This window comes from Marisediminicola sp. LYQ85 (assembly GCF_046600695.1).
Taxonomy (GTDB): Bacteria; Actinomycetota; Actinomycetes; order Actinomycetales; family Microbacteriaceae; genus Marisediminicola.
Genome location: NZ_JBKIWO010000001.1, coordinates 654166 through 666115 on the forward strand (window position 1 = coordinate 654166; position 11950 = coordinate 666115).

Here is an 11950-nt window from a genome sequence, read left to right on the forward strand (position 1 = left end):
ATCGGCGGGTTTAGCGAACCACCGGGGCCGACGACAGCGGCGCTCACGCGAGCTGAGCGGTCCGCTGGCCCGCCGATCCGGGGGCTCAGCGGTGCGTGAGCCTCGAGACGCTCCGGTGCAGGAGGCCCGCGAACGGGCGCTGCTGTTCGCCCTGCTGAGCCGCGAGAACAATGAGCACACCCGTGAGCACGGGGGTCACCCACTGCAGGATCTTCTGCTGACGCTGAGCCGACGCGAGGGAGTCGGATGCTCCCGCCTTCGGTTCGGTCACCCCCGCTGCTCCCTCATCCGCGCGATCGGCCATCTTGATGCCGAGGACCCCGGAGTACACCGTCGACCCGACGGCGGCGAAGGTGAGAACGAGCTTGACCACGGTGTTGGTGCGGCCCTCGGACTGCACCCCGAGGCGCGACTTGTTCGCGATGATGAGACCGATGCCGCCGACGGCGTGAGCGGCGAGGGCGACCGCTTGCACCGGGGCCCAGCGCACCCATCCGTACGACGAGAGTTCGAGACGCTCCTGAGGGTCCTTCGCCGTGGCTGTCGCGCCGTTGAGACCGACAGCACCCATCAGGTTGCCACCGAACCAGGCGGCGAGGCCGAGGTCGTGGAGCGAGCGGATGACGGTGTTGCGCTGAGACATGGGGACTCCAGGGGAAATTGTGGTGCGTGAGGGTGCTGGTGGGGTGGAGCGGATCAGTCGGTCGCGTCGGCGGCGGTCGTGTCGAAGTCGCCCTCGTCACCCTCCGCTTGCGACGGCTTGTCGACACCGGGGGCGTCGACCCTGTCGTGGTTCTGCGGGTTGTCTTGCGGGCCTGTCGTGGTCATGCCGTGCCTTTCGCGGGGGGTGGATCGGGGAGGGAGATCAGTTGAGGGGAACACCGCTGTTGAGCAGCGGTTCGCTCACGCGGGGGAGGAGCGCGGAGACGACGCTCACGGCGCCGAGCGCGAAGAAGACGAAGAAGTCCATGAGGGTGAGCCCCGTCGGCAGCAGTCCGAAGACCGTGTCGTCGATGAGGCCGAGGAGGCCGAGTCCGATGAGCGCCACCGCGGTGATCCCGTGGACGGCGCGGAGGGCGAGCGTCGAGCTGTCGGTGAGACCGACCCAGAGGAGCATCGCCGCGAGGATCAGATAGGTCGCGTCGGCGAAGGGATCGACGTTGAAGATGCCGAGGAGGTGGGTGTCGTGGACGAAGAGTCCCACCGCCCCGTGGCTCCCGAGGATGACGCCCATCATGAATGCTGCTGCTCGGCCCATGGCGGGCTCCTTCCGTGTCGGTACTCGAGTGTCTACCCCAGACAACTGCGTCGGCGCGGTGAAGTGAAGGGACTTGACAGCGTCGCGCTGCCCGTCGGCTCGGCGTAGCGTGGCCCCATGGCCAGCGAAGCGACGACGCTCACCGTTCCCTCGGAGCACGGCGACCGGGAGATGCGGATATCGAGTCCCTCCCGGGTGCTGTGGCCGGAGCTCGGGATCACCAAGCTCGATCTGGCCCGTTATCTCGTGGCGGTCGGCGACGCATTCGTCGCGGCCAACGGTGATCGTCCGATCTCGCTCCAGAGATTCTCGAGCGGAATCGACGGCGAGCAGTTCTTCTCCAAGAACCCGCCGAAGGGTGCCCCCGAGTTCGTGCGGGCCGTGCCGGTGACCTATCCGAGCGGTCGCTCGCATCCGCAACTCGTCATCGACGAACCCGCCGCCGCCGTGTGGGCAGCCCAGATGAACACGATCGTGTTCCACCCGTGGGCGTCGCGCGCCGAGCGCCCCGACGAGCCGGACGAACTGCGCATCGACCTCGACCCTCAGCCCGGCACCGACTTCGACGACGCCATCCCCGCAGCCATCGAATTGCGATCGGTGCTCGAGGAGGCCGGGCTCACGGCGTTCGTCAAGACCTCGGGCAACCGCGGTCTGCACGTGTTCGCCCCCATCGACCCCGTTCGGGAGTTTCTCGAGGTGAGGCACGCGGTCATCGCGGCGGCTCGGGAGCTCGAGCGACGGATGCCGGATGCGGTGACGACCTCGTGGTGGAAAGAGGAGCGCGGCGAGACCGTGTTCGTGGACTACAACCAGGCCAACCGTGACCGCACGATGGCGGGGGCGTACAGTCCGCGGGCGCTCGCCCACGCACCGGTGTCGTGCCCGGTCACGTGGGACGAGCTCGAGAGCGTCGATCCGACCTCGTTCACGATCGAGACGGTGCCGGATCGCCTCGCCGCGACGGGAGACCCGTGGGCGTCGCTCCACGAGACGCCGGGTTCCCTCGACACCCTGCTCGAGTGGTGGGAGCGCGACGTGCGCGACGGCCTCGGCGAGCTGCCGTTCCCTCCCGACTACCCGAAGATGCCCGGAGAGCCCCCGCGCGTGCAACCGAGCCGGGCCCGCAAAGGCTGAGCGCGCGAGGGCTGAGCCCGCGAGCGCTGGGCGTGCGAGGTCGGGCGCCGCGGGCTCACGAGAGAACGCGGTCGAGGTCGTAGGCGGTCGGAACCTCGAGCTGCTCGAAGGTGCACGACCGGGCGTCGCGATCGGGGCGGGACCGCTCGAACTGCACGGTGTGCCTGAACCGCGAGCCCTCCATCTGGTCGTAGCGCACCTCGACGACCATCGACGGGTCGAGTTCGACGAACGAGACGTCTTTGCCCGACGAGAAGCGACTGCGCTCGCCGGAGCCGCGCACCGCGGTGCCGTCGGCGTCGCGCGTCACGAGGGGCTCGAGCTCGTCGACGAGTTCGAGGCGGCGGGCCGCGGTGAACGCCGAGGCACCACCGACCTGCCGCAACACGTCGTCGTCGTCGTAGAGCCCGAGCAGAAGAGAACCGACGCCCGCTCCGCTCTTGTGCAGCCGATAGCCGATGACGACGACATCCGCCGTGCGATGGTGCTTGATCTTGAGCATCACGCGCTTGCCCGGGGAGTACGGCGCCGCGGCCGGCTTCGCGATCACCCCGTCGAGCCCCGCGCCCTCGAACTCGGTGAGCCACCGTTCGGCGACCGACGAATCGGTCGTCGTCGTCGTGAGGTGGAACGGCGCGGGGATGCCCTCGGCGAACGTCTCGAGTCGAGCGCGGCGCTCGGCGAACGGGGCGTCGAGCAGCGAATCCCGGTCGATCGCGAGCGCATCGAACGCGATGAAGCTCGCGGGGGTCTCGGCCGCGAGAGTGCGCACGCGGCTCTCGGAGGGGTGGATGCGGGCCGAGAGCGCCTCCCAATCGAGACGCTCGGCCCCCGCGGCCCCGGAGCGCACGATGATCTCGCCGTCGAGCACGCACGGTGAGGGGAGGGTCGACGCGAGCGCGGCGGTCAGCTCGGGGAAGTAGCGCGTGAGGGGCTTGGATCCGCGGCTGCCGATCTCGACCGACGTGCCGTCGAATCTCACGATCGCGCGGAAACCGTCCCACTTGGGCTCGAAGACGAGGCCGCCCTCGACGCTCTGGGCGGCGGGAACGGTCGAGACGCCCTTCGCGAGCATGGGGGCGACAGGCAGCTCCACCGGGGGGATGACGGTCATGGGGTCTCCGCTCGATGTCGACACACGCCGTGACGCGACCCGCCGCGGCGTGAGACCACGATAGGCGCGGGAGGGGGCCGCGGGGTCGCTGCGAATCCTCCGAGGAGGGAATACCCCTCGGTGAGGCTGGTTGAGCCCTGGGAGCCGTGCGCCCCATCAGCGCGTGCGGCCGCGTCGCGAACGACGCCACCACTGCAAAGGAACTCCCCCCATGACCGACCTCTTCGCCCCCGCCACTCTCGGCGACCTCTCGCTGCAGAACCGCCTCGTCATGGCGCCGCTCACGCGCATGCGCTCCGACAGTGCCGGAGTCCCCGGCGACCTCGTCGTCGAGCACTACGCGCAGCGCGCGACGCTCGGCCTCATCGTCACGGAGGGTACGTTCCCGAGCCCCGCGGGCCGCGGGTACTCCGGTCAACCCGGTCTCGTCACGGCCGATCAGGCCGCAGGCTGGGCGCGCGTCACCGAGGCCGTGCACTCCGAGGGAGGACGAATCGTCGCTCAGCTCATGCATGCGGGCCGGGTCACCCACGGTGCGACCAACGGGGGACTCGATGTCGAGGCGCCGAGCGCGATCGCGATCGACGGCGAGACCTACACTCCCGAGGGCAAGCTCCCCTACCCGGTTCCCGTCGCGCTCGATGCCGAGGCTCTCGAGCGCGTCGTGCGCGACTTCGTCTCCGCGGCGCGCCTCGCGGTGGATGCCGGATTCGACGGTGTCGAGGTGCACGGGGCCAACGGCTACCTCCTGCACGAGTTCCTCGCGCCGAGCTCGAACGTGCGAGAGGACCGTTACGGGGGATCTCCTGAGAATCGCGCGCGCTTCGTCGCCGAGGTCGTCGAGGCTGTCTCGGCCGAGATCGGCGCCGCACGGGTCGGCCTGCGGATCTCGCCGTCGCACAACATCCAGGACGTCCTCGAGACCGATCCGGCGGATGTCTCGGCGACCTACGGTTCGCTGCTCGCCCGCATCGCCCCGCTCGGTCTCGCCTACCTGAGCATCCTGCACGACGCGCCCGCGGGAGACCTCGTGCAGTCGTTGCGCGACGTGTTCGGAGGCCCCGTGCTCCTCAACAGCGGGTTCGGCGTCGTGACCACGCGCGACGAGGCCGTGGCCCTCGTCGCCGACGGTGTGGCAGACGCCGTCGTCGTGGGCCGCCCCGCGATCGCCAACCCCGACCTCGTCCGCCGCTGGCGCGAGGGTCTACCCCTCAACGAGCTCGACGCGAGCACCCTCTACACCCCGGGAGCCGCGGGATACACGGATTACCCGGCGCTCGCCGAGTGACTCCGTATGCGTCGACCGGCATGCGTTCGCATGCTTCTCGACTCTTCGGGGGGCGAGGCGGAGGGCTCCGAGAACGTAAGCTGGGGCGCGGTTCGCCTCGCCCATCCCCGCCGGAGCGCACCAGCAGATCAGTCTTCACCGCGATCGCCAGACCCTCGATCACCAGCCAACCCGATAGGGAGACCCGTTGAACGGAAACGCAACGACGACGCATCGAAACGTCGCGCTGCTGTCGGTATCGAGCACGATCGCGCCCCGCATCACGACCTCGGAGGACATCGACGCGCGCCTCGCGCCCGTTCTCAAACGCCTCCGCTTGCCGCGCGGTCTGTTGCAGCGTGTCGCGGGGGTCTATGAGCGTCGCAATTGGAACGAGGGGCAGCGGTTCGACGATGAGGCCATCTCCGCGGGCAAGCGTGCCCTCGCCGAGGCCGGCATCGAGCCCGGCCAGGTGGGGTTGCTCATCAACACGTCGGTCACGCGCAAACACCTCGAGCCGTCGGTCGCCGTGCGCATCCACCACGGCCTCGGTCTGCCGTCGTCCGCGATCAACTTCGACATCGCGAACGCGTGTCTCGGTTTCGTCAACGGCATGAGCCTCGCCGCCGGACTCATCGACTCCGGCCAGATCAAGTACGCCGTCGTGATCGACGGGGAGGACGCCGACGAGATCCAGCACAACACGATCGAGCGGCTCACCAACTCCGACCTCGGTCGCTCCGACTTCATGAGCGAGTTCGCGAGCCTGACCCTCGGTTCGGGAGCTGCGGCTGCCGTGCTCGGCCCCGCCGACGCCCACCCCGAGGGGCATCGTCTCCTCGGCGGGGTGACTCGCGCCGCGACGCAGTTCAACGACCTCTGCGTCGGAAGCGTCGACGGGATGTTCACGAACGCGAAAGAACTGCTCAAGGGCGGTCTCGACCTCGTCGTCTCGGCGTGGAAAGAGGCTCAGCGCGATTGGAACTGGACGAGTATGGATCGCTACATCATCCATCAGGTCTCCGACGTGCACACCGACTCGATCGTCAAGGCGACGGGCATGGACCGCTCTCGAGTGCCGCTCACCTATCCCAAGTTCGGCAACGTCGGCCCCGCCTCGATTCCGATCACTCTCGTCGAGGAGTCGGCTCGACTCGATAAGGGCGACCGCGTTCTGCTCATGGGCGTCGGCTCGGGACTCAACACGGCCATGATGGAACTCGCCTGGTGACACGGCGACTGCCGTTCGCTGCGACGCGACGCGCCTCGGCGAGCCTCCCGCCCGCGGGCCTCGAGGGGATGCGACCCGAGTTCTCCCGTCTCGTCGTGGCCGCGGGTCACGAGTGGCATGTCCTCGACAACGGGCCGGTGCTCGCCGAGCGGGGGATCGAGCCGGTCGGCACCATCCTGTGCGTGCACGGCAACCCGACCTGGTCGTACCTGTGGCGTTCACTCGTCGCCGCCGCGACGGATGCGGCCTCAGCACCGGATGCCGCGCCGGATGTCGTGTCGGATGCGGCGGCACACGCGGAGTCAGCGCAGCCCGCCGCGAGCGCCGCGTGGCGCGTCGTCGCCGTCGACCAGCTCGACATGGGGTTCTCCGAACGCACGGGGGAGCACCGCGCGCTCGCCCAGCGTGTTCGCGACCTCGGTGATCTCACCGACGAGCTCGGCCTCTCGGGGCCCGTGGTCACGCTCGGGCACGACTGGGGTGGTGTCGTGTCGCTCGGCTGGGCGGTCGACCATCCCGACGAGACGCGCGGGATCATGCTCCTCAACACCGCGGTGCACCAGCCCGAGGGTGACCCCATTCCCGCTCCGCTCCGGCTCGCTCTCGCCGGGCCGATCCTCGGGGCATCGACCGTAGCGACCCCCGCCTTCCTCGAGACGACCCTCGCCCTCGCTCACCCGGCACTCGGTGCCGAGGTCAAGGCGGGCTACCGCGCGCCATACGCGGCAGCCGCCCGTCGGGGCGGCATCGGCGGTTTCGTCGCCGACATCCCCGCAGACGACCGCCACGAGTCGCGCCCCGAGCTCGACCGCATCGCCGTCGGCATCCGCGCGCTCGACGTGCCGTCGCTGCTGCTCTGGGGCCCTCGCGACCCGATCTTCAGCGACCGGTATCTCGACGACCTCAGCCGACGATTGCGCCGGGCCGACGTGCACCGCGTCGAGGGGGCGGGTCACCTCATCGCCGAAGACGTCGATATCGCGACCCTCGCGCTCTCCTGGCTCGACGACCGGGCACCGCACCTCGACGCGAGCGAGACGCCCGCCGAGCGACCGGGAGTCCCGCGCGCGACCGCCGTGACGGGCGCGGCATCCTCCGAGGGCCCGACCGCGCCGCACTATCAGCCCCTGTGGCACTACCTCGAGGCGTTCGCCGAGAGCGGCGACACGGCCCTCGTCGAGATGGCACCGCCGCGGTCGCGCCCGCAGCGCACCGTCAGCTGGCGCCTGCTCTCACGCCGCGTGCGCGAGATCGCCGCGGGGCTCGTCGCCTCCGGGGTGCGACCCGGCGACCGTGTCTCCCTCCTCGTGCCCCCCGGAGCCGACCTCACCGCCGTGCTCTACGCGTGCGTGCGCATCGGGGCGATCGTCGTCGTCGCCGATGCGGGGCTCGGGCTCGCCGGCCTCACTCGCGCGGTGCGGGGCGCACGCTGCCAGCACGTCATCGGTGCGACCAAGGGGCTCGCGGCGGCGCGAGCGCTCGGGTGGCCCGGGCGCCGCATCTCCGTCTCGACCCTCGACCCCGCGACAGCACGGATGCTCGGCGTCACGCACTCTCTCGCCGACCTCGTGGCGCTCGGGCGTGAGACACCGCTGCCCGCTGTGCCCGCGTCGGAAGCGGTCGCCGCGATCCTCTTCACGTCGGGGTCGACGGGCCCCGCGAAGGGCGTGGTCTACACGCACGCTCAGCTCTCGGGCATCCGTTCCGCCCTCGCCGCGCAATACGGTGTGGGGCCCGGCACCGGGCTCGTGGCGGGCTTCGCGCCGTTCGCCCTCCTCGGCCCCGCTCTCGGTGCGCGGTCGGCGACGCCCGACATGGACGTGACCGCGCCGCGCACGCTCACCGCGAAGGCGGTCGCGGCGGCGACGGCGGCCGTCGACGGCACGGTCGTATTCCTCTCGCCCGCCGCGATCGCGAACGTCGTCGCGACGGCACCCGCGCTCGACGACGCCGATCGCGCGGCCCTCGGCGGCGTCGAGACGTTCCTCTCGGCGGGAGCGCCCGTGTCGGAGTCGCTGCTCTCCGCCGCCGCGGCACTCATGCCCGCGGCGACACCTCACACGCCCTACGGCATGACCGAGGGGCTGCTGCTCGCCGACATCACCCTCGACGGCATCCGCGACGCCGCGCGCTCCCGAGGTCGCGGTGCGGGCGGCGTGTGCGTCGGACGGCCCACGGCGACGACGACCGTGCGCATCGCCCCCCTCGCGAACGACGGATCCGCGGCCGACGAGCCCCTCGACATCGTCGACGTCACGGGCGAGATCGTCGTGTCGGCACCGCACATCGAAGACCACTACGACCGCTTGTTCTTCACCGATCGCGCGGCCCGTCGAGGGACCGTGCCCGGCGAGCGCTGGCACCGCACCGGTGATGTCGGCCACGTCGACTCCGAGGGCAGGCTGTGGGTCGAGGGCCGCCTTCCCCACGTCATCGTCACGGCGACCGGAGTCGTGACGCCCGTCGAGCCCGAATTGCGCACCGAGAGCGTCGACGGTGTCGCCCGCGCGGCGATCGTCGGGGTGGGACCGCGCGGCACCCAACACCTCGTCGCGATAGTCGAGACCGTTCCTCCCGCGCGCGCGGTCGGGATGGCCCACCCCGCCCTCGCCTCGCGCGTGCGCGACGCCGTCGGGTCGGCCCTCGCGGCGGTCATCGTCGTTCCGGCGCTGCCCACCGACATCCGCCACAACTCCAAGATCGATCGCGCCCGACTGTCGACGTGGGCGACCTCGGTGCTCTCCGGCGAGCGGATGACGCGACCGTGAGGGTTCTCGTCACGGGGGCGAGCGGTCTCCTCGGCTCGGCCGTCGCGCGCGAGCTCGTCGACAACGGCCACGAGGTGCGTACCTTCCAGCGTCGACCCTCGGGTGTCGAGGGGGCGACCGACGAGCTCGGGTCGCTCACCGACCGCGGTGCCATCGCGCGGGCCGTGCGCTCTGTCGATGCCGTCGTGCACCTCGCCGCCAAAGTGTCACTCTCGGGCCACGCCGACGAGTTCGACAGGGTCAACGTCAAGGGCACGACCGATCTCGTGGTCGCGGCATCCTCCGCGGGAGTGACGCGGTTCGTGTTCGTGTCGTCGCCGTCCGTCGCGCACACGGGCACGTCGATCATGGGTGACGATGCCCTCCCCGCCGACCCCGCCCACGCCCGCGGGGACTACGCGCGCACCAAGGCTCGCGCTGAGCTCGTCGCGCTCGGTGCGGATGCCGAGGGTTTCGCCGTCGTCGCCGTGCGCCCCCATCTCGTGTGGGGGCCGGGAGACACTCAGCTCGTCGAGCGCATCGTCGACCGGGCGGGCTCGGGCAGGCTCCCCGTGATCGGAAGCGGCGCGGCTCTCATCGACACGATTTACATCGACAACGCCGCGACCGGCATCGTCGCGGCGCTCGATCGCGCCGAGCACGTGCACGGCCGTTCCTACGTGCTCACGAACGGTGAGCCGAGGCCGGTCGCCGAGATGCTCGGCGGAATCTGCCGTGCCGCGGGAGTGGCGGCGCCGACCTGGTCGGTGCCCGCGCGCGTGGCGCTCGCTGCCGGATCGCTCGTCGAGAGGGTCTGGGCGCTGCATCCGGGAACCGACGAGCCACCGATGACACGCTTTCTCGCGGAGCAGCTCTCGACATCGCACTGGTTCGATCAGCGGCGCACGCGCGCCGACCTCCAGTGGGCGCCGTCGGTCACGATCGACGAGGGGCTCGAGAGGCTCGCGCGGTCCTACCGCGGCTGACGCGAGTTCACGCGCTCCCGATAGGGTGGCCGCACCGAGAACTTCTCAGCGTTGCCGCCTCGAAAGGCCACCATGCCCCTCGATTTCCTCTCCACCGGGCTCGTCATCGGCGTCATCGTCGTCGTCGCGCTCATCATCCTCTTCGTGCTCGTGCGGAGCATCAAGGTCGCGAAGCCCGACGAGGCGATCATCGTCACCTCGCGCCAGCGCACCGCCCGCCCCGGGGACACCGAGGCCGAGACGGAGAACGCCGGTCAGCGGGTCGTCTTCGGTTCGCGCGTCTTCGTCAAGCCGATCGTCGAAGCGCACTTCAAGCTCAGCCTCCGCAGCCGTCAGCTCAACGTGCAGGCCACCGCGCAGACGCGAGACGCCATCACCATCAAGGTCAATGCCGTCGCGGTCGTCAAGGTCGGGGGCTCGGAGTCGATGGTGCGTGCCGCCGCCCAGCGATTCCTCAACCAGCAGGATCAGATCGAGACATCCACCGAAGAGGTCTTGAGCGGTTCGGTGCGGTCGATCGTCGGACAGCTCACGGTGACCGAGATCATCACGAACCGGTCGGCTCTCCAGGGGCAAGTGCTCGAGGCCGTGCGGGAGTCGCTCGACGTGCAGGGACTGCAGATCGACACGCTCCAGATCAAGGAGATCGACGACGACAACGGCTACATCCGCGACCTCGGTCGTGGGGAGGCCGCGCGAGTGAAGCAAGTCGCCGAGGTCGCCGAGTCGGTGTCGCGCCAGGCATCCGAGGAGGCACGCATCGCGGCCGACCAGGCCGTGGCCGAGCAGCAGCGCAAGCTCGACCTGCGCAACGCCGAGATCCAGAAGGAGACCGACCGTGCCCGGGCCGAGGCCTCGGCCTCGCGTCCGCTCGCCGAGGCGATCTCGCAGCAAGAAGTCATCGCGCAGCAGGAGGTCACCGCGGGCAAGCGCGTCGGACTCCGCAAGCAAGAGCTCGACGCCGAGATCCGCGCCGTCGCCGACGCCGAGGCCTACGCCGTCGAGAAGAACGCCGAGGCGAGCGCCGCCGCGAACGTGGCGTCGGCCAACTCCGATCGCGCTCGACGCATCGCGGCAGCCGAAGCTCTCCGTGCCGAGGGTGAAGCCGAGGCGAACTCGATCCGCGTCAAGGGTGCCGCCGAGGCCGAGGCGACCCGCGCGCAAGCGGACGCCCTCGCCGAGCGCGCCGACGACCTCTTGCGCCAGCAGATCATCGGCCAGCTGCCCGCGATCGTGCGCGCGGCGTCCGAGCCCCTCGCCGCGATCGCGAACATGACCGTCATCTCGTCGGACGGCAGCGGAGCGGACCGCGTCGGCGAGAGTGTCGCGGGCCAGCTCGCGACCTCGACGCAGATCATCAAGGACCTCGTCGGCATCGACATCGCCGAGATCGTCACGGGCAGGGCCACGGGAACCGCCGTGGGCGACGCCCTCGCGACCCCGGGTGCCACGAAGCAGGCTCCGACGACGCAGGCACCGAGCAACTAGTCACCGCTCCGGGGTGAGGGTGCGGCTCAGCCCGCCCACACCCCGGAGGCACCGCGACGGTGGCTGCCGACGAGATGGGTGTCGACGACGCCGATCGCTTCCATGAGGGCGAACATCGTCGTCGGACCGACGAACGAGAACCCTCGTGCTCGCAAGGCTCTCGCGAGGGCGAAGGATTCCGGCGACGACGTCGGCACCTCGCGGAGCGACCGGGGTGCAGGGGTCTCGCTGGGCCGGAACGACCACACGAAGTCGGCGAGCCCACCGTCGGCTCGGAGTGCGACCGTCGCGCGGGCGTTGCCGATGGTCGCGTCGATCTTGCGCGCGTTGCGCACGATGCCCGCGTCGGACATGAGCCTCTCGACGTCTCGCTCGTCGAATCGCGCGACGATGTCGGGGTCGAAGTCGGCGAACGCGTCGCGGAAGGCGGGCCGCTTGCGCAGGATGGTCGCCCACGAGAGACCGGACTGGAACGCCTCGAGGCTCACGCGTTCGAAGACGCCGCGCTCGTCGGTCACGGGCATGCCCCACTCGGTGTCGTAATACGAGCGCAAGAGGGCGTCGTTCGCGGCCCACGGCGGTCGTGCGAGGCCGTCGTCGCCCACGACGACGTCCGCGTCGGTGTCGTGGGGGCCGGTGTCGTTCGGCTCAGTCACAGCAAACTCCCTCCTCTGCACGCCAGACTTCGTGAGGCTGCGTTCGGCCGGCCACCGACCGTCGCA

The 11950-nt window shown here is 70.4% G+C and carries 11 protein-coding genes; 6 read left to right on the forward strand and 5 right to left on the reverse strand.

Going from position 1 to position 11950, the window contains the following annotated elements; all coding sequences use genetic code 11:
* Positions 1-85 precede the first annotated feature (85 nt).
* The 3 genes from ACLHG5_RS03065 to ACLHG5_RS03075 are packed head-to-tail and all read right to left on the reverse strand — an operon-like array spanning position 86 to position 1258.
* The gene (locus ACLHG5_RS03065; protein ID WP_411315658.1) at positions 86-643 is read right to left on the reverse strand and encodes a hypothetical protein; all 558 of its coding nucleotides are present in this window, start codon (positions 641-643) and stop codon (positions 86-88) included.
* Positions 644-696: 53 nt separating this feature from the next.
* Positions 697-828 (reverse strand): hypothetical protein, encoded by a 132-nt coding sequence (locus ACLHG5_RS03070; RefSeq protein WP_411315657.1) that lies wholly within the window; start codon positions 826-828, stop codon positions 697-699.
* 37 nt (positions 829-865) lie between these two features.
* Entirely contained in the window at positions 866-1258 is a 393-nt protein-coding gene (locus tag ACLHG5_RS03075; protein WP_411315656.1) for a hypothetical protein, read from the reverse strand.
* Positions 1259-1375: 117 nt separating this feature from the next.
* On the opposite strand from ACLHG5_RS03075, the gene ligD reads away from it, so the two are divergent.
* Positions 1376-2395 carry a non-homologous end-joining DNA ligase gene (ligD, locus tag ACLHG5_RS03080; RefSeq protein ID WP_411317816.1) on the forward strand — a complete coding sequence of 340 codons (1020 nt, stop codon included), beginning with the start codon at positions 1376-1378 and terminating at the stop codon, positions 2393-2395.
* Positions 2396-2450: 55 nt separating this feature from the next.
* Here ligD and ACLHG5_RS03085 read toward each other — a convergent pair whose 3' ends face one another.
* On the reverse strand, positions 2451-3509 hold the full coding sequence (locus tag ACLHG5_RS03085; protein WP_411315654.1) for an ATP-dependent DNA ligase: 1059 nt from the start codon (positions 3507-3509) through the stop codon (positions 2451-2453).
* 211 nt (positions 3510-3720) lie between these two features.
* Here ACLHG5_RS03085 and ACLHG5_RS03090 point away from each other — a divergent pair, with 211 nt between their 5' ends.
* From ACLHG5_RS03090 to ACLHG5_RS03110, 5 genes are all read left to right on the forward strand, one after another.
* On the forward strand, positions 3721-4797 hold the full coding sequence (locus ACLHG5_RS03090) for an alkene reductase (protein WP_411315653.1): 1077 nt from the start codon (positions 3721-3723) through the stop codon (positions 4795-4797).
* A gap of 187 nt (positions 4798-4984) precedes the next feature.
* Positions 4985-6007, forward strand: coding sequence for a 3-oxoacyl-ACP synthase III (locus ACLHG5_RS03095; protein ID WP_411315652.1), 1023 nt, complete (start codon positions 4985-4987; stop codon positions 6005-6007).
* Between the two features lie 68 nt (positions 6008-6075).
* A complete protein-coding gene (locus ACLHG5_RS03100) occupies positions 6076-8775 on the forward strand; it encodes an alpha/beta fold hydrolase (RefSeq protein ID WP_411318402.1) in 2700 nt (899 codons plus the stop codon).
* Positions 8772-9740 (forward strand): NAD-dependent epimerase/dehydratase family protein, encoded by a 969-nt coding sequence (locus tag ACLHG5_RS03105; RefSeq protein ID WP_411318403.1) that lies wholly within the window; start codon positions 8772-8774, stop codon positions 9738-9740. Before ACLHG5_RS03100 ends, ACLHG5_RS03105 begins: the two co-directional genes overlap by 4 nt.
* A 72-nt stretch (positions 9741-9812) precedes the next feature.
* Entirely contained in the window at positions 9813-11228 is a 1416-nt protein-coding gene (locus ACLHG5_RS03110) for an SPFH domain-containing protein (protein ID WP_411315651.1), read from the forward strand.
* 26 nt (positions 11229-11254) lie between these two features.
* Here ACLHG5_RS03110 and ACLHG5_RS03115 read toward each other — a convergent pair whose 3' ends face one another.
* The gene (locus tag ACLHG5_RS03115) at positions 11255-11884 is read right to left on the reverse strand and encodes a DNA-3-methyladenine glycosylase I (RefSeq protein WP_411317817.1); all 630 of its coding nucleotides are present in this window, start codon (positions 11882-11884) and stop codon (positions 11255-11257) included.
* Between the last annotated feature and the right edge of the window lie 66 nt (positions 11885-11950).

Bases quoted from the DNA above. Each gene is read 5' to 3' on its own strand.
- ACLHG5_RS03065 (WP_411315658.1), bottom strand. From the start codon at position 643: ATGTCTCAGCGCAACACCGTCATCCGCTCGCTCCACGACCTCGGCCTC.
- ACLHG5_RS03070 (WP_411315657.1), bottom strand. From the start codon at position 828: ATGACCACGACAGGCCCGCAAGACAACCCGCAGAACCACGACAGGGTC.
- ACLHG5_RS03075 (WP_411315656.1), bottom strand. From the start codon at position 1,258: ATGGGCCGAGCAGCAGCATTCATGATGGGCGTCATCCTCGGGAGCCAC.
- ligD (WP_411317816.1), top strand. From the start codon at position 1,376: ATGGCCAGCGAAGCGACGACGCTCACCGTTCCCTCGGAGCACGGCGAC.
- ACLHG5_RS03085 (WP_411315654.1), bottom strand. From the start codon at position 3,509: ATGACCGTCATCCCCCCGGTGGAGCTGCCTGTCGCCCCCATGCTCGCG.
- ACLHG5_RS03090 (WP_411315653.1), top strand. From the start codon at position 3,721: ATGACCGACCTCTTCGCCCCCGCCACTCTCGGCGACCTCTCGCTGCAG.
- ACLHG5_RS03100 (WP_411318402.1), top strand. From the start codon at position 6,076: ATGCGACCCGAGTTCTCCCGTCTCGTCGTGGCCGCGGGTCACGAGTGG.
- ACLHG5_RS03110 (WP_411315651.1), top strand. From the start codon at position 9,813: ATGCCCCTCGATTTCCTCTCCACCGGGCTCGTCATCGGCGTCATCGTC.